General features: G+C 71.9%; 19 protein-coding genes. 6 read left to right on the plus strand and 13 right to left on the minus strand.

The features are described 5' to 3' along the window. Positions 1 to 147 precede the first annotated feature (147 nt). Positions 148 to 507 carry a hypothetical protein gene (locus IG90_RS0114845; protein WP_030583355.1) on the plus strand — a complete coding sequence of 120 codons (360 nt, stop codon included), beginning with the start codon at positions 148 to 150 and terminating at the stop codon, positions 505 to 507. A 1-nt stretch (position 508) separates the two neighbouring features. Further along, positions 509 to 949 (plus strand): hypothetical protein, encoded by a 441-nt coding sequence (locus IG90_RS0114850; RefSeq protein ID WP_030583359.1) that lies wholly within the window; start codon positions 509 to 511, stop codon positions 947 to 949. A gap of 37 nt (positions 950 to 986) precedes the next feature. Here IG90_RS0114850 and IG90_RS0114855 read toward each other — a convergent pair whose 3' ends face one another. From IG90_RS0114855 to IG90_RS0114865, 3 genes are all read right to left on the minus strand, one after another. Beyond that, on the minus strand, positions 987 to 1,490 hold the full coding sequence (locus IG90_RS0114855; RefSeq protein ID WP_030583361.1) for a GNAT family N-acetyltransferase: 504 nt from the start codon (positions 1,488 to 1,490) through the stop codon (positions 987 to 989). Positions 1,491 to 1,536: 46 nt separating this feature from the next. Next, positions 1,537 to 2,082 carry a sigma-70 family RNA polymerase sigma factor gene (locus tag IG90_RS0114860; protein WP_030583366.1) on the minus strand — a complete coding sequence of 182 codons (546 nt, stop codon included), beginning with the start codon at positions 2,080 to 2,082 and terminating at the stop codon, positions 1,537 to 1,539. A gap of 184 nt (positions 2,083 to 2,266) precedes the next feature. Further along, the gene (locus tag IG90_RS0114865; RefSeq protein WP_030583369.1) at positions 2,267 to 3,424 is read right to left on the minus strand and encodes a glycerophosphodiester phosphodiesterase; all 1,158 of its coding nucleotides are present in this window, start codon (positions 3,422 to 3,424) and stop codon (positions 2,267 to 2,269) included. Between the two features lie 263 nt (positions 3,425 to 3,687). Between IG90_RS0114865 and IG90_RS0114870 the strand changes: the two genes are divergently transcribed. Next, complete coding sequence (locus tag IG90_RS0114870) at positions 3,688 to 4,359, plus strand: lysophospholipid acyltransferase family protein (protein ID WP_030583373.1); 672 nt, start codon at positions 3,688 to 3,690, stop codon at positions 4,357 to 4,359. A 106-nt stretch (positions 4,360 to 4,465) separates the two neighbouring features. Here IG90_RS0114870 and IG90_RS0114875 read toward each other — a convergent pair whose 3' ends face one another. After that, positions 4,466 to 6,010: an MFS transporter gene (locus tag IG90_RS0114875; RefSeq protein ID WP_030583376.1), complete on the minus strand. Its 1,545-nt coding sequence runs from the start codon at positions 6,008 to 6,010 to the stop codon at positions 4,466 to 4,468. Beyond that, the gene (locus IG90_RS0114880; protein ID WP_030583379.1) at positions 6,007 to 6,558 is read right to left on the minus strand and encodes a TetR/AcrR family transcriptional regulator; all 552 of its coding nucleotides are present in this window, start codon (positions 6,556 to 6,558) and stop codon (positions 6,007 to 6,009) included. Before IG90_RS0114880 ends, IG90_RS0114875 begins: the two co-directional genes overlap by 4 nt. A 278-nt stretch (positions 6,559 to 6,836) precedes the next feature. On the opposite strand from IG90_RS0114880, the gene rox reads away from it, so the two are divergent. Further along, complete coding sequence (gene rox, locus IG90_RS0114885; RefSeq protein WP_030583382.1) at positions 6,837 to 8,264, plus strand: rifampin monooxygenase; 1,428 nt, start codon at positions 6,837 to 6,839, stop codon at positions 8,262 to 8,264. Positions 8,265 to 8,370: 106 nt separating this feature from the next. Next, positions 8,371 to 10,536 (plus strand): RNA polymerase recycling motor ATPase HelR, encoded by a 2,166-nt coding sequence (gene helR, locus IG90_RS0114890; protein ID WP_030583389.1) that lies wholly within the window; start codon positions 8,371 to 8,373, stop codon positions 10,534 to 10,536. Positions 10,537 to 10,578: 42 nt separating this feature from the next. Here the strand turns inward: helR and IG90_RS0114895 are convergent, their stop codons facing one another. The 3 genes from IG90_RS0114895 to IG90_RS0114905 all read right to left on the minus strand — a co-directional run bounded on the left by IG90_RS0114895 (position 10,579) and on the right by IG90_RS0114905 (position 14,404). Continuing rightward, positions 10,579 to 11,550: an aldo/keto reductase gene (locus IG90_RS0114895; protein WP_030583393.1), complete on the minus strand. Its 972-nt coding sequence runs from the start codon at positions 11,548 to 11,550 to the stop codon at positions 10,579 to 10,581. Positions 11,551 to 11,663: 113 nt separating this feature from the next. Further along, positions 11,664 to 13,091 (minus strand): argininosuccinate lyase, encoded by a 1,428-nt coding sequence (gene argH / locus IG90_RS0114900; RefSeq protein ID WP_030583396.1) that lies wholly within the window; start codon positions 13,089 to 13,091, stop codon positions 11,664 to 11,666. A 119-nt stretch (positions 13,092 to 13,210) separates the two neighbouring features. Then, positions 13,211 to 14,404, minus strand: coding sequence for an argininosuccinate synthase (locus tag IG90_RS0114905; RefSeq protein ID WP_030583399.1), 1,194 nt, complete (start codon positions 14,402 to 14,404; stop codon positions 13,211 to 13,213). Between the two features lie 285 nt (positions 14,405 to 14,689). Between IG90_RS0114905 and IG90_RS0114910 the strand changes: the two genes are divergently transcribed. Beyond that, positions 14,690 to 15,391 carry a L,D-transpeptidase family protein gene (locus tag IG90_RS0114910; RefSeq protein ID WP_030583402.1) on the plus strand — a complete coding sequence of 234 codons (702 nt, stop codon included), beginning with the start codon at positions 14,690 to 14,692 and terminating at the stop codon, positions 15,389 to 15,391. A gap of 10 nt (positions 15,392 to 15,401) precedes the next feature. On the opposite strand, the gene IG90_RS0114915 is transcribed toward IG90_RS0114910, so the two are convergent. From IG90_RS0114915 to argC, 5 genes are read right to left on the minus strand one after another with little or no spacing between them, the layout of a single operon-like run. After that, positions 15,402 to 15,938, minus strand: coding sequence for an arginine repressor (locus IG90_RS0114915; RefSeq protein WP_030583404.1), 537 nt, complete (start codon positions 15,936 to 15,938; stop codon positions 15,402 to 15,404). A 25-nt stretch (positions 15,939 to 15,963) separates the two neighbouring features. Beyond that, a complete protein-coding gene (locus IG90_RS0114920; RefSeq protein WP_030583407.1) occupies positions 15,964 to 17,169 on the minus strand; it encodes an acetylornithine transaminase in 1,206 nt (401 codons plus the stop codon). After that, positions 17,166 to 18,095 carry an acetylglutamate kinase gene (argB, locus tag IG90_RS0114925; RefSeq protein ID WP_030583410.1) on the minus strand — a complete coding sequence of 310 codons (930 nt, stop codon included), beginning with the start codon at positions 18,093 to 18,095 and terminating at the stop codon, positions 17,166 to 17,168. Before argB ends, IG90_RS0114920 begins: the two co-directional genes overlap by 4 nt. Then, positions 18,092 to 19,246 carry a bifunctional glutamate N-acetyltransferase/amino-acid acetyltransferase ArgJ gene (argJ, locus tag IG90_RS0114930; RefSeq protein WP_030583413.1) on the minus strand — a complete coding sequence of 385 codons (1,155 nt, stop codon included), beginning with the start codon at positions 19,244 to 19,246 and terminating at the stop codon, positions 18,092 to 18,094. Before argJ ends, argB begins: the two co-directional genes overlap by 4 nt. Further along, positions 19,243 to 20,271 carry an N-acetyl-gamma-glutamyl-phosphate reductase gene (gene argC, locus IG90_RS0114935; protein WP_030583416.1) on the minus strand — a complete coding sequence of 343 codons (1,029 nt, stop codon included), beginning with the start codon at positions 20,269 to 20,271 and terminating at the stop codon, positions 19,243 to 19,245. The genes argJ and argC overlap by 4 nt, the downstream gene beginning before the upstream one ends. Positions 20,272 to 20,360 lie beyond the last annotated feature (89 nt).

A 20,360-nucleotide genomic window follows, 5' to 3' on the forward strand; every position in this document is an offset into this window, starting at 1 on the left:
GTTCCGTGGCGCCGAGGTGGCCGGGGAGCGGAACTTCGTCCGCCGGTTGTGGCCGAGGCCACGGTGCTCGCCGCCGGGGTCGTGGTCGCCTCCGTGGTGGCCGGGGCCGCACGCGGGCGGGCGTTCCGTCCGTAATACCCTCGACTCATGCTTGACGCCCTGACGGTCGCGGTCGCCGTGGCCGCGCTCGCCCTCGCCGCCTGGTGCGGACACGCCGCCTACCGGGACCAGCCGACGAAGGACTGGCACTTCATCGGGATGGCGGTCGTCACCGTGCTGGCGCTGGCCCAGTTGGTGGTGGGCGTCGTGCAGCTGGCGCGCGGGGAGCGGCCGGAGCAGGGGATGGCGGTGTTCATCGCCTATCTGATCGGTTCGTTCGCCGCCGTGCCCGCGGCCGGATTCCTGTCGTTGACCGAGCGGACCCGCTGGGGCTCCGTCACGGTGGCGGCGGGCGCGGTCGTGCTGGCGGTTCTGGAAGTCCGGCTCCATGACATCTGGGGAAACTGACGTGAGCGACACCGACCGCCCCGAGGTGGCCGCGGCCCCGAAGCCGTCCTTCGAACTGGGCACCGGTCCCGGCCGGGTCCTGGTCTGGTTCTACGGGGTGTTCACGGTCGCGGCGGCCTCGCGCACGATCGTCGAGATGGCCAGGGGTTTCGACCGGGCGCCGCTGGCGTACGCGCTCTCGGCGGTCGCGGCGCTGGTGTACGGCTTCATCACGTACTCCCTGGTGCACGGCGGGGAGAAGGCCCGTCGGGCGGCGCTGGTGTGCTGTGCCGCGGAGCTGCTGGGCGTGCTGGTCGTCGGCGCGTGGACGCTGGCCGAGCCGGCCGCCTTCCCGGACTCGACGGTGTGGTCGGACTTCGGGATGGGCTACCTCTTCATCCCGGTGATCCTGCCGGTCACCGGGATGATCTGGCTGCGCCGCGCGAAGACGGTGGCGGTCTGAGGGCCTCTCGTTCCGTCCCGCCGCGCGCGGCGCACGGTCAGGCGCTGGCCACGAAGTCCCGGTCGGCGGCGTCCTTCTCCAGCAGGACCATCCGGACGCCGTCCGCTCCGGTGACCGCACCGACCTGGGCGTACCCGGCCCGTCGGTAGAGCCGCAGATTGCCCTCGCTGCGGTGTCCGCTGTGCAGCCGGAAGCGGGTCGCCGCCCGCTCGGCGGAGAGCGCCGACTCGGCGGCCAGCAGCAGCCGGGCGCCGAGGCCGTGGCCCTGGAGGCGGGGGTGGACACAGAGCTTGCCGATACGGCCCGCGCCGTCGGGGTCGGTGAATCCTCGGACCGAGCCGACGACTTCGTCCCCGAGCCGGGCCACGAACACCAGGTCGTCGGCGACTTCGGCGCGCAGCGAATCGAAGCTCTGGACGAGCGGGTCGATCCGGTAGTTGTCGTACAGCTCCGCCTCGCGCTGGAAGCAGAGGTACTGGAGTCTGAATATCTGCTCGACGTCCTGTGCCGTCGCCGCCGAGATGGTCACGCTCATGCCCATGTGTGCACGCCTCCCGCTCACCTGTCCGCCGGTTGCCTACCGCTCCCTATCCCCGCACGGATGGGGCGACAACCTCCGCAGCCAGCATTCTGCGCAGACATCCAAGGCAACGGGAACGGATCGGGCCCAAGCTCCCCTGTGACATACCCAACTCCCCTGCGATTTCCCGGTAGGTCGGGTCGCCGGGGGCGAGCAGCGCCTCCAGCAGCCGGGGGCAGCGTCCCGGCAGTCGTGCCATCGCGGAGCGCAGCGCCCGGCGTTCGGCGGCCCCGAGGGCGGCGCGTTCCGGACAGTCGGCCGGTCCGGCGGCGGGTTCCGTTCCGGCGTACGGACGTTCCCGCCGGGCCGTGCGGCGACCGCGGCGGGCCTCCGCCCGTACGGTGTCGCGCACCCAGCGGGCCGCGTCGGAGGGCGGTCCGGCCGTCGCGGGGCGTTCCAGCAGCCGTACCCAGACGCTCTGTTCGAGGTCGGCGGGGTCGAGCCCGGCGGCCGGGGCCTCCGCCCTCGCCTCCGCGCGGACCAGGGGTTGCAAGGCGCCGACGACGAGGGCGGTGGAGGCGGCCGGGTCGAGGTCATGATCGAGAAGCGTCATGCCCCGGCGGACGTGCCGGTGGCAGCCGCCGGTTGCCCCGAAGCCGCGGCACCACCCGACCGGGGGCATGCCGGGGCGGGCGGCTGACGGCGGGCCGGGGCGCCGCTCCCGTACGCGGGGCTGTGGCGTCCGGCACGGCGCACCCCGCGCAGGGGAGGTGCGCCGCGCCGGCCTCCGTACGGTGTCAGCGCCCGGCGTGGTCCTCCGCCGCGAGCAGGGCGGTGTCCGGGTGGTCGGTGAAGATGCCGTCGATGCCGGTGGCGAGGTAGGCGGCGTAGGCGCCGAACACGTCTCCGTAGGCGTTGGGGTCGGTGCCGCGCCGGAAGTCGGCGGGCAGGAAGCTGTTCTCGTTGCGCATCGTGTACGGGTGCAGCAGCAGGCCCTTGGCGTGCGCGTCCCGTACCAGCGTGGTCGGGGTGGTGAGCGCTCCCGAGGCGTCCTTGGGGATGACGAGGTCGAGCGTGGGGCCGATGCCCTGGGCGAAGGAGGCCATCCACTTCAGCCCGGCGGGCTTCACCAGGTCGGCGACCGTGCGCGGGTCGCCCGACTCGACGAAGTCCCAGGGGCGCGCCTTCGGGCCGGACAGCAGGACGATGCGCGCGGTGTCGACGAGGCGTGCGAGGCGCTGGACGGAGCTCGGCTCGAAGGACTGGAGGATGAGCGGGGAGTTCCTGCGGTCCCGGCCGTGGCGTCGCAGCAGCCGGGCGAGCGGCTCCTCCAGGCCGAGGCCGAGTCCCCGGAAGTAGGTGGGGTGCTTGGTCTCCACGTACAGCCAGACGGGCTTGCCGCGCTTGCGGCCCTCCTTCTCCGCCCAGCGCAGGACCTCCTCGAAGGTGGGGATCGTCCAGCGGCCGTCGTAGAGGGTGTTGTCCGGGCGGTTGCCGGGGATGCGCTCCTTGGCCCGCAGGGTCTTGAGCTCGGCGAGGGTGAAGTCCTCGGTGAACCAGCCGGTCAGCGAGAGGCCGTCGATGCTCTTGGTGACCTTCCGGTCGGCGAACTCGGGGTGGTCGGCGACGTCGGTGGTGGCGGTGATGTCGTTCTCGTGGCGGCAGACGAGGTGTCCGTCCTTGGTCGGCACGAGGTCCTGCTCGACGATGTGCGCGCCCAGGTCGAGGGCGAGCTGGTAGGAGCCGAGGGTGTGCTCGGGGCGGTAGCCGCTGGCCCCGCGGTGGCCGATCACCGTCGGCACGGGCAGATCGCGCAGCGATCCGTGGCCGCCGCCGTGACCGCGGCCCCGCTCGGCGGCCTGGGCGGCGGCGGGCAGGCCCAGGGCCGCGGTGCCGAGGACCGCGGCGCCCAGAAGGGTCCGCCGGCCGGGGGTCGTCCGCGCACGCTCCGTCATGAATGCTCCTCGCTTGGTGATGTCCGGGACCGGTCGAGCGAGGCCCGATCGTAGGCTGGGAGACGTACGAGAGGGCGGACCCTCGGCCAACATGGCGGAAACACACGTCAACACCGCGTATCCGCTTCGTGAACCCGATGTGCGATCAGCGCATACCCGCGAGTATCGTCCTCACCTGCACCGACCATCATCCGTCGGCACCGGCCACCGCCCGGTGGATCTCACCCACCGCGGCAGGCCCGGCCACGACACCGGAGGAACCGTTGTCCCGTCTCACGGTCATCAAGGCAGTGCTCGGACCGATTCTGCGCCTGATGTTCCGCCCACAGGTGGAAGGCGCCGAGAACATTCCCGGGTCCGGGCCGGTGATCCTGGCGGGCAACCACCTCACCTTCATCGACTCGATGATCATGCCGATCTGCTGCGACCGGCCGGTGTTCTACATCGGCAAGGACGAGTACGTCACGGGCAAGGGCCTCAAGGGCAGGCTGATGGCCTGGTTCTTCACGGGCTGCGGCATGATCCCGGTGGACCGGGACGGCGGCCGGGGCGGGGTCGCGGCGCTGATGACGGGACGCCGGGTGCTGGAGCAGGGGCAGGCCTTCGCGATCTATCCCGAGGGCACCCGCTCCCCCGACGGCCGGCTCTACCGGGGCCGTACGGGCATCGCGCGGCTGACGCTGATGACGGGCGCGCCGGTGATCCCCTTCGCGATGATCGGCACCGACAAGCTGCAGCCGGGCGGTGCGGGTCTGCCCCGGCCGGGCAAGGTCACGGTGCGCTTCGGTGAGCCGATGGAGTTCTCCCGGTACGAGGGCATGGACCGCGACCGCTATGTACTGCGGGCGGTGACGGACTCGGTGATGGCGGAGGTGATGCGGCTGTCCGGCCAGGAGTACGTGGACATGTACGCGACGAAGGCGAAGGCTGCCTGACCCCGCCCGTACGACGGTACGAGAAGGGCCCGCACCTCCATGACGCTGTTGGTCGATCACCAACAACGTCCTCCATGGGCGGGCCCTTCTCGTGGCTGCGTGCGGACTACGGGTGCTCGACGCCGTCCTCCAGCTTCTGGCCCCGCAGCAGGAACCAGGCGGCGACGGACGCCGCCAGCAGCACCGCCGCGCCGACGCCCGCCGCCGACCGCAGTCCGTCGACGAACGCCTCCTGGGCCGCCGCCACCAGCGGCCCCGCCTGGGCGGCGGGCAGCGCTCCGGCGGCCTCGACCGCCCCGCCCAGCGACTCGTGCGCGGCCGACTCCACGTCGGCGGGGATGCCGGACGGGGTCGGGAACCCCCGGTAGACGCCGGTGACGATGGAGCCGAGCAGGGCGATTCCGAGGGCGGCGCCCAGTTCGTACGCGGTCTCGGAGACGGCGGACGCGGAGCCCGCCTGCTCCTTCGGGACGCTGGAGAGGATCACGTCCGCGGTGACCGTGAAGGCGAAGCCCGCGCCGACGCCGACGACCAGCAGCGTGGAGCCGAGCAGCGGATAGCCGGTGTGCTGGTCGAGCAGGGTCACACTGCCCAGGGCAAGGCCGACCGCGGCGAGACCGCCGGAGACGACGGAGCGGACCGAGAAGCGGCGGGCGGCGAATCCGGCCAGCAGACCGGCGGTCACCGCGCCGATCGCGGCGGGCAGTTCGGCGAGTCCGGCCTCCAGCGGGCCCCGTCCCTGCACCAGTTGCAGGAACTGGGAGAGGAAGAAGACCAGGCCCGACAGGCCGAGGATGGTCAGCAGGTCGGCGAGGACCGCGCCGGAGAAGCCCCGGTGGTGGAAGAGCCGCATGTCCAGCAGGGGTGCGGGCAGCCGCAGTTGCCTGCGGACGAACCAGGTGAGCGCGCCGATGCCGAGGACGGCCGCCGCTCCGGCCTCCCAGCTGATCCCGTGCGAGGCCGTCTCCTTGATGGCGTACACGACACCGATCATGCCGACCAGGGAGAGCGCGACGCTGAGCATGTCCCACGGGCCGGGGGCCGGGTTCCTGGACTCGGGGATCAGCTTGATGCCGACAACGACGAGGACGGCCATCACGGGCAGGTTGATGAGGAAGACCGAACCCCACCAGAAGTGTTCGAGCAGGAACCCGCCGACGACCGGGCCGACGGCCGCGCCCGCCGAGGCCATGGCGCCCCAGATCCCGATGGCGAGGCTGCGCTCGCGCGGGTCGTGGAAGAGGTTGCGGATCAGGGCGAGGGTGGACGGCATCAGGGTGGCCCCCGCGACACCGAGCAGCGCCCGGGCCACGATCATCATCTCGGGCGTGGTCGCGTACGCGTTGAGCACGGAGACCGCGCCGAACGCGACGGCACCGACCAGCAGCAGCTTCTTGCGGCCGATGCGGTCGCCGAGGCTGCCCATCGAGACGAGCAGGCCGGCGATGACGAAGGAGTAGACGTCGCCGATCCAGAGCAGCTGGGTGCCGGTGGGTTCGAGGTCCTCGCTGAGGAACGGGGTGGCGAGACCGAGGACGGTAGCGTCCACGGCCACCAGCAGCACGGCGAGGACGAGGACGGCGAGCGCGATCCACCGCCCCGGGCGGCGTACCTCGTCCGTGGTGGCCGGGTTCCGGTCGGTGCTGGTCATCGCTCCACGCTCCGGCGTGCTCCGCCGAGCAGCAACTCGACGATCATGTGCTGGAAATCCTGTGCGGCGACCCGTCCCGCCTGGACGGCCCACGCGCCGGTGCCGACGAGCCCGTAAAGGGCCTCCGTCAGCCATGCGGGGGTGAGGTCGATACGGAATTCGCCGCGTTCCTGGCCGCGGCGGAAGAAGGCGGAGACCCGGGCGTCGGCCCGGTTCCAGCCCTCGTTGACCTCGTCACCCTCGAAGAGCTGGTTCTCGTTGACGAGGAAGGACAGCAGTCCGGCGCTGGGCTCGACGGCCGCGATGAGGCGGCGCAGCCCCTCCTCGGAGGTGTCCTCGTCGAGCCGGGCGGCGTCCAGGGCCGCCTCGAACTCCTGGATGCCGAGATCCTCCAGCGCCTTCACCAGGGCGTCGCGCCCGGCGAAGTGGCGGTGGAGGGTGGCCCGGCCGATGCCCGCCGCCTTGGCGACCTCGTCCATGGTGGCGGTCGATTTGCGGGTCAGCAGGGCGGCGGCGCTGCGCAGCACCTGCTCACGGTCGAGAGTCATGAGACGACCATAACCCATATGAGACACAGCCGTCTCACTGGAGGTGCCGACGGACCCACGCCGACGGATCCGCGGAGGCGCTTTGCGAAAGGCGCGAAAGGAGGGAAAAAGAAAGTGGCCGGAGGTAGAACCACTCCTTGCCACTCTTAACTTATAGCGCATGGGGGGCCTTGCGGCAAGGCCCCCCACATGCCGCAGAATCGTCCGCCGAACCCGGATCCAGGAAGTTGACTTCCCGTGTTTCCGGCTCATTCGGCGTCGGCGAAGGGGAAATGGTGATGATCGACGTAATCGTCGTCGGCGGAGGGCCGACCGGTCTGATGCTGGCCGCCGAGCTGCGGCTGGCCGGAGTGCAGACGGTCGTGCTGGAAAAGCTGGCGGAGCCGACCCGGGAGTCCCGGGGGCGCGGACTGCATGTGCGCAGCGTCGAGGTGATGGACCAGCGCGGACTGCTGGACCGATTCCTCGCGGTCAGTGAGAAATTTCAGGTGGGCGGCTTCTTCGGCGGCATTCAGAAGCCGTGGCCGGACCGCCTGGACACCGCGCATCCGTACGGCCTTTCCACCCTGCAGCCGGTGACCGAGCGGCTGCTCCGCGAGCGTGCCGTCGAGCTGGGAGCCGAGATCCGGCGCGGCTGCGAGGTGACCGGGCTGAGCCAGGGCGCGGAAGCTGTGACCGTCGAGCTGGCGGACGGCACGCGGCTGCGCTCGCGGTACGTCGTCGGGTGCGACGGCGGCCGCAGCACGGTGCGCAAGCGGCTCGGCGTGGATTTCGCCGGGCAGCCCGCCACGGTCGAGACGCTGCTCGGCGACCTGGAGATGACCGAGGACCCGGCGACGGTGGCCGCCGCCGTCGAGAAGGTCCGCAGGACGCAGCTGCGGTTCGGCACCATCCCGAACGGCGACGGCACCTTCCGCGTGATCGTGCCCGCCGAACGGGTGTCCGAGGACGGGGCGACGGCACCGACGCTGGAGGAGTTCAGGCAGCGGCTGCGGGCCGTCGCGGGCACCGACTTCGGCGTCCACTCGCCCCGCTGGCTCTCCCGGTTCGGCGACGCCACCCGGCAGGCCGAGCGCTACCGGGTTGGCCGGGTCTTCCTGGTCGGCGATGCGGCGCACATCCACCCGCCGACCGGCGGGCAGGGGCTCAACCTCGGGGTGCAGGACGCGTTCAACCTCGGCTGGAAGCTGGCCGCGGCGGTCAACGGCTGGGCGCCGGAAGGGCTGCTGGACAGCTACCACGCCGAGCGGCACCCGGTGGGCGCGCGCGTCCTGGACAACACCCGGGCGCAGATCACCCTGCTGGGCACCGATCCGGGCGCCGTCGCACTGCGGGAGCTGCTCTCGCGGCTGATGGACTTCGAGGAGGTCAACGCGTACATGACCGGGATGGTCACCGCGGTCGACGTCCGCTACGACTTCGGCGAGGGCCACGCCCTGCTCGGCCGGCGGATGCGGGACCTGCCGCTGAAGCAGGGCCGTCTGTACGACCTCACGCACGACGGCCGCGGGCTGCTCCTCGACACCACCGGCCGGCTGTCCGTGGCGGGCTGGGCGGACCGGGTCGACCATGTCGTCGACGTCGCCGAGGGCCTCGACGCCCCCGCCGTACTGCTGCGGCCGGACGGCCATGTGGCCTGGGCCGGGGAGGAGCGGGCGGAGCTGCTCGGCGCGATGGCGCGGTGGTTCGGGGCACCCGCCGCCTGACCACGCCCCCCGGCCGACCGCTCCCTCTCCGCCGCCCCTGTCCTGCCTGCCCGGGGAACGCCGCGCCCCTGAACCCACCCACGCACCGCAGATCGGAACCGACGACGTGAAACCCCTGACCACCAGCGCCTTCGACCTCCCCGACCACCTCTCCCCCAAGGCCGACCCGGCGCTGATCGCCGATGACGAGCAGCACTTCGCGGCCATCGCCCACTGCCTGGAACGGTCGATCGCCGAGCTGACCGACCGGCTCGCGGCCGAACGCAGGGCGCCCGGCGGGGCGAGCCGGCAGGCGATGGACCGGGACGTGGAGATCCACCGGCTGACCGCCCGGCTGCGTGCCCTGCGCCGGTTCGGCCTCGACCTGTGCCTCGGGCACATGGTCGCCGCGGACGGCTCCGGGCCGCTGTACGTCGGCCGGCTCGGGCTGACCGACAGCACGGGCCGCCGGCTGCTGCTCGACTGGCGCTCCCCCGCGGCCGAGCCGTTCTTCGGGGCCACCCACGGCGACCCGATGGGCCTGGCGAGCCGTCGCCGCTACCGCTGGACCGGCGGCCGGATCAGCGACTACTGGGACGAGGTGTTCACCCCGGAAGGTTTCGCCGGTCATGCCGCGCTGGACGACCAGTCCGCGTTCATCGCCAGTCTGGGCGGCAACCGGTCGGCCCGGATGCGCGATGTGCTGGGCACCATCCAGGCCGATCAGGACGCCGTCATCCGGGCGGGCTCCCGGGGCACGCTCGTCGTCGACGGCGGGCCGGGCACCGGCAAGACGGTCGTCGCGCTGCACCGCTCCGCCTATCTCCTGTACGCCGACCCGCGCCTGGGCCACCGCAGAGGCGGTGTGCTGTTCGTCGGGCCGCACGAGCCCTACCTGGGGTACGTCTCCGATGTCCTGCCCAGCCTCGGGGAGGAGGGCGTCCAGACGTGCACCCTGCGGGACCTGGTCGCCGAGGGCGCGGCGGCCGTGGCCGAGACCGATCCGGAGGTGGCGCGTCTGAAGGCGTCGGCGGAGCTGGTGAAGGCGGTCGAGCCGGCCGTCCGGTTCTACGAGGAGCCACCCGCCAAGGGCGTACGGGTGGAGACGCACTGGTCCGACATCTGGCTCAGCGCCGCCGACTGGGCCTCGGCGTTCGGGGCCGCGGACCCGGGCACTCCGCACAACGAGGCGCGCGACCAGGTCTGGGAGGAGCTGCTCACGATCCTCGTGGACAAGCACGACGGCGACGTCCCGGAGGAACAACTGCGCGCGTCGCTGCGGCGGAACCGGGAACTGTTCGCCCTCTTCGACCGCGCCTGGCCGCTGGTCGAGGCGGCCGACCTGGTCGGCGACCTCTGGTCCGTACCCGCCTACCTGCGCAGGTGCGCCCCCTGGCTGACCCCCGAGGAGGTCCGGCGGTTGCAGCGCGCGGACGCGCAGGCCTGGACGGTGTCCGACCTGCCGGTCCTGGACGCGGCACGACAGCGGCTCGGCGACCCGGAGGCGTCCCGGCGCAAGCGTCGTCACGAGGCGGCGGCCGCCGCCGAACGCGAGCGGATGGACCAGGTCGTCGACAGCCTGCTCGCCGACGAGACCCTGGCCGACGCCGACGCGGACGGCGAGGGCGCGCTGGTGATGCTGCGCGGTGACGATCTGCGGGAGTCGCTGGCGACCGCCGACCGGCCGAGCGGAGCCGAACCCGACCTGCTGGCCGGGCCCTTCGCGCACATCGTCGTGGACGAGGCCCAGGAACTGACCGACGCCCAGTGGCAGATGCTGATCCAACGGTGTCCGTCCCGGAGCTTCACCGTCGTCGGGGACCGTGCGCAGGCCAGGCACGGGTTCCCCGAGCCGTGGCGCCAGCGGCTGGAGCGGGTCGGGCTCGACCGGATCACCCTGGCCTCCCTGACCGTCAACTACCGGACGCCGGAGGAGGTCATGGCGGAGGCGGAGCCGGTCGTCCGGGCCGTGCTCCCCGACGCCAACGTGCCGGTCTCCGTCCGCAGCAGCGGCATTCCCGTCACCCACGGGTCCGTCGAGGACCTGGACCGGGTCCTCGACGGCTGGCTCGCCGCGCACGACGACGGGATCGCCTGTGTCATCGGCGATCCGGCGTTCCGGGCGACGCCCCGCGTGCGGTCGCTGACGCCGGAGCTGTCGAAGGGCCTGGAGTTCGACCTGGTCGTCCTCGTCGACCCGGAGCGGTTCGGCGCGGGCGTCGAGGGGGCGGTGGACCGCTATGTCGCGATGACCCGGGCGACCCGGGAACTCGTCGTCCTGACGAGCTCCTGAGGGCCGGCGGGCTTCGGGCCAGGGCAGGCCGGCGGGTCGGGCTCAGTGCCAGGGCAGGCCGGCGCGGTGCCGCCAGTAGGCATCCGGCTCCTCGACCAGGGCGTCGAGGCGGGCCCGCTGCTCGTCGTCCAGGTCGACGACGGCGGCGTGCAGATTGCCGGAGAGCTGGCCCACCGTGGCGGCGCCGGAGAGCACGACGTCCGCCCAGGGCTGGTGCAGGACCAGAGCGAGGGCGACCGCGTCGCCGCCCACGCCCGCGCCGGTGGCGATCTCCTGGAACACGGCGGGGGCCTCGTCCCCGGCGAGGCGCCCGTTGGCCATGCCCTCCTTGACGATCACGGTGAGCCCGGCGTCGTGGGCCTCGGCGAGCGCGGGCGCGGCCGAGGTCTCCAGGGCGTTGTAGGTGGCCTGGACCGTACGGAAGAGGGGGTTGCCGTCGACCGTGACGGCGAGTGCGGCCCGGACGGCGTCGGCCTGGGCGGGGCCGCTGGTGGAGAAGCCGATGGCGACCCCCTGGGCGGCGAGTGCGGCCAGGCGTTCGTGGAGCTCCTTGTCGGAGAGGGCCGGGCTGTCGGGGGTGAGCGAATGGATCTGGTAGAGGCTGAGCCGGTCGCCGAGGAGGTCCCGGGTCTCGGCGTACTGGCGCTCGAAGGTGGCGAGGCCGTGGTCCTTGACCTCGTGCTCCTCGGCCTCGACGCCCCAGTCGGCGGTGTAGGTGTAGCCCCACTTGGAGCCGACGACGAGGTCGGTGAACGAGGGCCGGGCGTCCAGCCACTCGGCGAGGAACTCCTCGGCGCGGCCGTAGGAGCGGGCGGTGTCGACGTACCGGACGCCCTGGGCGTAGGCGGCGTCCAGCAGCTCGTGGGTGCGGGCGCGCAGGGCGTCGACGTCCCGGTCGGCGGGCAGGTCCCGGTCTCGGTGGAGATTGATGTAGCCGGGCCTCCCCACGGCGGCCAGGCCCAGTCCGATGTGGGCGGTCGGGGTCGTCGCGGCGGCCAGGGCGGCGAAGGGCATCGCAGGCTCCTCGGGGTCGGGTTTCGGTTACTCCTACCCCGGTGAGCGCGGCCCGCGACACCCTTCGTCCATCCGGTGCGCCGCCGCTTCCGCGCGCACCCCGCCCGGCACGCCTACGGTCGGGCGGTGGCCCAGGCGTGCTGGGCGGCCAGGTCTTCCTTCACCTCGGCGAGCTGGACCGCGACGGCGGAGGGGGCCGTTCCGCCCCGGCCGTCGCGGGAGGCGAGGGCGCCCCGCACATTGAGCACCGTGCGGACCTCGGGGGTGAGGTGCTCGGAGATCCTGGCGAACTGCTCGTCGGTGAGCTGGTCGAGCTCGATGCCGTGCTGCTCGCACTCCTTGACGCAGGCGCCGGCCACCTCGTGCGCCACCCGGAAGGGGACGCCCTGCTTGACCAGCCATTCCGCGATGTCGGTCGCGAGCGAGAAGCCGGCCGGGGCCAGCTCCTCCATGCGCTCGCGGTTGACGGTGAGGGTGGCCATCATGCCGGTGAAGGCGGGGAGCAGGACCTCCAGCTGGTCGCAGGAGTCGAAGACGGGCTCCTTGTCCTCCTGGAGGTCCCGGTTGTACGCCAGCGGGAGCGCCTTGAGCGTGGCGAGCAGGCCGGTCAGGTTGCCGATGAGGCGGCCGGACTTGCCCCGGGCCAGCTCCGCGATGTCGGGGTTCTTCTTCTGCGGCATGATCGAGGAACCGGTGGAGAAGGCGTCGTGCAGGGTGACGAAGGAGAACTCCTTCGTGTTCCAGATGATGACCTCCTCCGCGATCCGGGAGAGGTTGACGCCGATCATCGCGGTGATGAAGGCGAACTCGGCGACGAAGTCCCGCGAGGCGGTGCCGTCGATGGAGTTGGCGACCGATCCGTGCTCGAAGCCCAGGTCGGCGGCGACCGCCTCCGGGTCGAGCCCGAGCGAGGACCCGGCGAGCGCCCCGGAGCCGTACGGGGAGACGGCCGTGCGCTCGTCCCACTGGCGCAGCCGCTCGGCGTCCCGGGAGAGGGACTGCACATGGGCGAGCACATGGTGGGCGAAGAGGACGGGCTGGGCGTGCTGGAGGTGGGTCCGGCCCGGCATCGCGACGTCCGCGTGGGCCTCGGCGAGGCCGACCAGCGCGCTCTGGAGGTCGGCGATCAGGCCGCCGATGGTCCGGGCGTGGTCGCGCAGGTACATCCGGAAGAGCGTGGCGATCTGGTCGTTCCGCGACCGGCCGGCCCGCAGCTTGCCTCCGAGGTCAGCGCCGAGGCGCTCCAGGAGCCCGCGCTCCAGGGCGGTGTGGACGTCCTCGTCGGCGATCGTGCCGGTGAAGGAGCCGTCGGCGACGTCGGCTTCGAGCTGGTCGAGGCCTTCCTGCATCCGGGTCAGTTCGTCCTCGGTGAGCAGGCCCGCCTTGTTGAGGACGCGTGCGTGGGCGCGGGAGCCGGCGATGTCGTACGGCGCGAGCCGCCAGTCGAAGTGGACGGAGGCCGACAGCTTGGCCAGCGCCTCGGCCGGCCCGTCGGCGAAACGCGCGCCCCAGAGCCGGACGTCACCGTTGTTGCTGCTCACTGCGTGCTCCTCAAAAGCAAAGGCCGAGGCCGAGGCAGAAGGCCAGGACAGAAGGTGCGGATATGCGGCCGCCTCCCTGCCGCGTGACGACGGGGAGGCGGCTGTACAACGAGGGGAGGTCAGGCGAGGTCGCGCTTGGCAGCGATCTTCGAGGAGAGACCGAAGATCTCGATGAAGCCCTGCGCCTTGGACTGGTCGAAGGTGTCGCCCGAGTCGTAGGTGGCGAGGTTGAAGTCGTACAGCGACTCGTCGGACTTCCGGCCGGTGACGACGGCGCGGCCCCCGTGCAGGGTCATCCGGATGTCGCCGGTGACGTGCTGGTTGGCCTCGTTGATGAAGCCGTCCAGGGCCCGCTTCAGCGGGGAGAACCACAGGCCGTCGTAGACCATCTCGCCCCAGCGCTGCTCGACCTGCCGCTTGTAGCGGGCCAGCTCACGCTCGACGGTGACGTTCTCCAGCTCCTGGTGGGCGGTGATCAGCGCGATCGCGCCGGGCGCCTCGTACACCTCACGGGACTTGATGCCCACGAGCCGGTCCTCGACCATGTCGATCCGGCCGATGCCCTGCGCGCCGGCCCGCTCGTTGAGCTGCTGGATCGCCTGGAGGACGGTGACGGGACGGCCGTCGATGGCGACGGGCACGCCCTCCTTGAAGGAGATGACGACCTCGTCGGCCTCGCGCGGGGTGGCGGGGTTCTCGGTGTACTCGTAGATGTCCTCGATCGGCGCGTTCCAGATGTCCTCCAGGAAGCCCGTCTCGACGGCGCGTCCGAAGACGTTCTGGTCGATGGAGTACGGGGACTTCTTGGTGGTCGCGATCGGGAGGTTCTTCTCCTCGCAGAAGGCGATCGCCTTGTCCCGGGTCATCGCGTAGTCGCGGACCGGGGCGATGCACTTCAGGTCGGGGCCGAGCGCGGAGATGCCGGCCTCGAAGCGGACCTGGTCGTTGCCCTTGCCGGTGCAGCCGTGGGCGACGATCCCGGCGTTGTGCTTGTGGGCGGCGGCGACGAGGTGCTTGACGATGGTCGGCCGGGAGAGGGCCGAGACCAGCGGGTAGCGGTCCATGTAGAGGGCGTTGGCCTTGATCGCCGGGAGGCAGTACTCCTCGGCGAACTCGTCCTTGGCGTCCGCGACCTCGGCTTCGACGGCACCGCAGGCGAGCGCGCGCTTGCGGATGACGTCCAGGTCCTCGCCGCCCTGGCCGACGTCCACGGCAACGGCGATGACCTCGGCGCCCGTCTCCTCGGCGATCCAGCCGATGGCGACGGAGGTGTCCAGGCCGCCCGAGTAGGCGAGTACGACGCGCTCGGTCACGGGTTTCTCCTTACGGTGCAATCACTGATGGGTATAACTATGCAATCCTCTGTATTGTTTGTCAAAGCGGCAGGTCAGGGAGGTGTTCCTGGCCGTACGGACGGAGAATGCCGACCGCTCCGCCCTCGTACGGGCCTGCGCGCGCCATGTGCCGCGGCAGGGCGGCGTCGACCCGCTCCCCGTCCACCGCGAGCCGGCTGCCGGCCGCGCTTCGGGAGTGAGCCGCTGGGCCGTACGGAGCAGGTCCGGTGGGGCGGGTCCGCCGGCCGCCGTACGGTCCGGAGCATGCGCAGATCACTGGTGACCGCCGCCGTACTCCTCGCCCTGGCCAGCTCCCTCGGGGCCGCACCCGCCGATGCACCTCCCCTGCCGGCCCGGCTGGCGGACACCGGCGGCGGCTCCCAGCTGATCACCGCCGAGGCCCCGGACACCAGCTCCACGACGGGCACGGTGACCTGGTGGGAGCGGCGCGGAGGCCGCTGGGCGGAGGCCGGGTCCGCACCCGCGCGGTTCGGGGCGAACGGCCTGGCCGAGGGCGCGACCCGCGAGCAGGGCACGAACACCACGCCGACCGGCCTGTACGACCTGCCGTACGCCTTCGGCATCGAGGACGCCCCGGCGGGCACGACGTATCCGTACCGCGAGGTGACCGAGGACTCCTGGTGGTGCCAGGACAACGACTCGCGCGCGTACAACCGTTGGGTGGAACCGCGCCCCGCGGACTGCCGGGCGTCAAAGGCCGAGCACCTGGCCTCCTACGGCACGCAGTACGCCCACGCGCTGGTGATCGGTTTCAACTACGACCGTCCCGTACGCAACCGGGGCGCCGGGATCTTCCTGCATGTGAACGGGCGCGGGGCCACGGCCGGATGCGTCTCGGTCCCGGCGGACGCCATGGCGGAGATCCTGGCGTGGGCGGACCCGGAGCGCGCACCCCACATCGCGGTCGGGACCTCCTCGGGCCCGGCCGCGATCACGCGCTACTGAACGGGGGTGCTCAGCGGTCGTTCTGAGCCAGCCTCAGCAGGTGGTCGGCGAGCGCCTGACCACCGTTCGGGTCGCGGCTGATGAGCATCAGCGTGTCGTCGCCCGCGATGGTGCCGAGGACGTCGTGCAGTTCGGCCTGGTCGATGGCCGAGGCGAGGAACTGGGCCGCGCCCGGCGGCGTACGCAGCACCACGAGGTTGGCCGAGGCCTCCGCCGAGATGAGCAGTTCGGCCGAGAGCCGGCGCATCCGCTCCTCCTTGGCCGAGCCGCCCAGCGGCGCCTGCGGGGTGCGGAAACCGCCCTCGCTCGGCACCGCGTAGATCAGCTCGCCGCCGGTGTTGCGGATCTTCACCGCCCCCAGCTCGTCGAGGTCGCGGGAGAGCGTCGCCTGGGTGACGCTCAGCCCGTCGTCGGCGAGGAGCTTGGCCAGCTGGCTCTGCGAACGGACCGGCTGCCGGTTCAGGATGTCCACGATCCGGCGGTGGCGGGCGGTGCGGGTCTGCGGCACGGACGGCCCGCCGTGCTCGGTTTCCTGCGCCTCGGTCATCGTCGTCGCCTCATTCTCCGGAGGGTCATGCTCCGGATCGTCCGTCCCCGTGTGCCGCGTCGAGAGCGCTCGGCAGGATCTCCAGGAACGCGTCCACCTCCGCGTCACCGATGATCAGCGGCGGCATGAGCCGTACGACATCGGGGGCGGGCGCGTTCACCAGGAGGCCGGCTCCCTGGGCCGCCTGCTGCACCTGCGGTGCGAGGGGTCCGGTGAGCACGATACCCAGCAGCAGGCCACTGCCGCGGACGTGGGAGACCAGCGGATGTCCCAGCGCCTCCACGCCGTCGCGGATCTTCTCGCCGAGCCGCTTGACCTCGTCGAGCGCGCCGTCGGCCGCGAGGGTGTCCAGGACGGCGAGCCCGGCGGCGCAGGCGACCGGGTTGCCGCCGAACGTCGTGCCGTGGTGACCCGGCTTCAGCAGGTCGGCCGCCGGGCCGAAGGCGACCGTCGCGCCGATCGGCAGTCCGCCGCCGAGACCCTTGGCGAGGGTGACGATGTCGGGCTCCACGCCTTGGTGGGCCTGGTGCTCGAACCACTGGCCGCAGCGGCCGATACCGGTCTGGACCTCGTCCAGGACGAGCAGGGTCCCGGTCGCACGGGTGATCTCCCTGGCCGCCTCCAGATAGCCCTTGGGCGGGACGACGACACCGTTCTCGCCCTGGACCGGCTCGATGACGACCAGGGCGGTGTCGGTGGTCACCGCTGCCCGCAGCGCGTCCACGTCCCCGTACGGCACGTGTGTGACGTCACCCGGCAGCGGCCGGAACGGCTCCTGCTTGCCCGGCTGGCCGGTGAGGGCGAGCGCGCCCATCGTCCGGCCGTGGAAGCCGCCGTCGGTCGCGACCATGTGGGTGCGCCCGGTGAGCCGGCCGATCTTGAAGGCGGCCTCGTTGGCCTCCGCGCCGGAGTTGGCGAAGAAGACCCGGCCCTGACGGCCGAACAGGTGGAGCAGTCGCTCGGCGAGCGCGACGGGCGGCTCGGCGATGAACAGGTTCGACACGTGGCCGAGGGAGGCGATCTGCGTGGAGACGGCCTCGACGACGGCGGGATGGGCGTGGCCGAGGGCGTTGACCGCGATGCCGCCGACGAAGTCGAGGTAGCGGGTGCCGTCCTCGTCCCAGACGTGGGCGCCTTCGCCGCGGACGAGCGCCAGGCGGGGCGTGCCGTAGTTGTCCATCAGCGCGCCCTGCCACCGCGATGTGAGTCCCGCAGCCTCTGCACCGGTCATGATTCCCCCTGTTCAGGCCCTGTGTGTACGTCGATGGGGGCGTCCGGCACGACCATCGTGCCGATGCCCTCGTCGGTGAAGATCTCCAGCAGGATCGAGTGCTGGACCCGGCCGTCGATGACGCGGGCGGTCTCGACGCCGTTGCGCACGGCGTGCAGGCAGCCCTGCATCTTGGGGACCATGCCGCTGGACAGCTCGGGCAGCAGCTTCTCCAGCTGGCTCGCGGTGAGCCGGCTGATGACGTCGTCGCTGTTGGGCCAGTCCTCGTACAGCCCTTCGACGTCGGTGAGGACCATCAGCGTCTCGGCGTTCAGGGCGGCGGCGAGCGCGGCGGCCGCGGTGTCGGCGTTGACGTTGTAGACGTGGTGGTCGTCGGCGGAGCGGGCGATGGAGGAGACGACCGGGATGCGGCCGTCGTCCAGCAGCGCCTGGATGGCCCCGGTGTCGATGGCGGTGATCTCGCCGACCCGGCCGATGTCGACGAGCTCGCCGTCGATGGTGGGCCGGTGCTGGGTGGCGGTGATGGTGTGGGCGTCCTCGCCGGTCATGCCGACGGCGAGCGGGCCGTGCTGGTTGAGGAGGCCGACGAGCTCGCGCTGGACCTGTCCGGCGAGCACCATCCGGACGACGTCCATCGCCTCGGGGGTGGTGACCCGCAGCCCGGCCTTGAACTCGCTGACCAGGCCCTGCTTGTCGAGCTGGGCGCTGATCTGGGGGCCGCCGCCGTGCACGACGACGGGCTTGAGGCCGGCGTGGCGCAGGAAGACGACGTCCTGGGCGAAGGCGGCCTTCAGTTCCTCGTCGATCATGGCGTTGCCGCCGAACTTGATGACGACGGTCCTGCCGTTGTGCCGGGTCAGCCAGGGCAGCGCCTCGATGAGGATCTGCGCCTTCGGGAGTGCGGTGTGCTTCCGCGCGGCGCTCATGAGCTGTACGCGCTGTTCTCGTGGACGTAGTCCGCGGTGAGGTCGTTGGCCCAGATGACGGCCGACTCGGTGCCCGCGGCGAGGTCTGCGGTGACCTTGACCTCCCGGTAGCGCATGTCGACGAGGTCGCGGTCCTCCCCCACTCCCCCGTTCCGGCAGACCCAGACGTCGTTGATGGCGACGTTGAGCTGGTCCGGTTCGAAGGCGGCCTTCGTGGTGCCGATCGCGGAGAGGACACGGCCCCAGTTGGGGTCTTCGCCGTGGATCGCGCACTTGAGGAGGTTGTTCCGTGCGATGGACCGGCCGACCTCGACGGCGTCGTCCTCGGTGGCCGCGTTGATCACCTCGATCCGGATGTCCTTGGACGCGCCCTCGGCGTCGCCGATGAGCTGCCGGGCGAGGTCCGCGCAGACGGCCTGTACGGCCTCGGCGAAGTCGCCCTGCTCCGGGGTGATGCCACTGGCACCGGAGGCGAGCAGCAGCACGGTGTCGTTGGTGGACATGCAGCCGTCGGAGTCGACCCGGTCGAAGGTGGTCCGGGTGGCCTCGCGCAGGGCGGCGTCCAGCGCGGGGGCTTCGACATCGGCGTCGGTGGTCAGGACGACGAGCATGGTGGCGAGGCCGGGGGCGAGCATGCCCGCGCCCTTGGCCATGCCGCCGACGGTCCAGCCCTCGCCGCCCGCGACGGCCGTCTTGTGCACGGTGTCGGTGGTCTTGATGGCGATGGCGGCCTTCTCCCCGCCGTGCTCGCTGAGCGCGGCGGCGGCCTGCTCGATGCCGGGGAGCAGCTTGTCCATGGGGAGCAGGATGCCGATGAGCCCGGTGGAGGCGACGGCGATCTCGCCCGCGCTGTGGCCCTCCAGCACCTCGGCCGCCTTCTCCGCGGTGGCGTGGGTGTCCTGGAAGCCCTTGGGTCCCGTACAGGCGTTGGCACCACCGGAGTTGAGGACGACGGCGGTGACCTCGCCACCCTTGAGGACCTGCTCCGACCAGAGCACCGGGGCGGCCTTGACGCGGTTGGAGGTGAAGACGCCCGCGGCGGCGCGGCGCGGCCCGTTGTTGACCACGAGGGCCAGGTCCGGGTTCCCGCTGTCCTTGATTCCCGCGGCGATGCCCGCCGCGGTGAATCCCTGTGCTGCCGTGACGCTCACGGTGCCACTCCGATCGTCGAAAGACCTGTGCCCTCGGGAAGTCCGAGGGCGATGTTCATGCTCTGCAGGGCGCCGCCCGCGGTGCCCTTGGCGAGATTGTCGATGGCGCAGACGACCACGATCCGTCCGGCGGCCGCGTCGTGGGCGACCTGGACCTGTACGGCGTTGGAGCCGTACACCGCGGCGGTGGCCGGCCACTGCCCCTCGGGCAGGAGGTCCACGAACGGCTCGTCCGCGAACGCCTTCTCGTACACCGCGCGCAGGCTCTCCGCACTGACGCCGGGCTTCGCCTTCGCGCTGCACGTGGCGAGGATGCCGCGCGGCATGGGCGCGAGGGTGGGAGTGAAGGAGACGGTGACCGGCTCGCCCGCGGCGGCGCTGAGGTTCTGGATCATCTCGGGCGTGTGGCGGTGCCCGCCACCGACGCCGTACGGGGTCATGTTGCCCATGACCTCGGAGCCGAGCAGATGCGGCTTGACCGCCTTGCCCGCCCCCGAGGTGCCCGACGCGGCGACGATCACGGCCTCGGGCTCGGCGAGGGAGGCCGCGTACGCCGGGAAGAGCGCGAGGGACACGGCGGTCGGGTAGCACCCGGGAACGGCGATCCGCCGCGACCCGGCGAGCGCGGCCCGCCCGCCCGGCAGCTCGGGCAGCCCGTAGGGCCAGGTCCCGGCGTGCGGGGACCCGTAGAACGTCTCCCAGTCACCCGCGTCCTTCAGCCGGAAGTCGGCCCCCATGTCGACGACGAGGACCTCCTCCCCGAGCTGCTCGGCGACGGCGGCGGACTGCCCGTGCGGGAGCGCCAGGAAGACGACGTCGTGCCCGGCGAGCACCTCGGCGGTGGTGGGCTCCAGCACCCGGCCGGCCAGGGGCCGCAGATGCGGCTGGAGCGATCCGAGCGTCTGCCCTGCGTTGGAGTGCCCGGTGAGGGCGCCGATCTCGACCTCCGGGTGCGCCAGCAGAAGGCGTAGCAGCTCCCCGCCGGCGTATCCGCTCGCCCCTGCCACTGCTGCTCGTACCACCATCGGTAACCCTCCTGATCGATGGCATGACTATACGCATCGACGCACTTTTATGCAAAGTGCCTGTCGGTGAGGGAGTGGCACCACCCGAA

The organism is Streptomyces anulatus (genome assembly GCF_000721175.1).
Classification (GTDB): domain Bacteria; phylum Actinomycetota; class Actinomycetes; order Streptomycetales; family Streptomycetaceae; genus Streptomyces; species Streptomyces anulatus_C.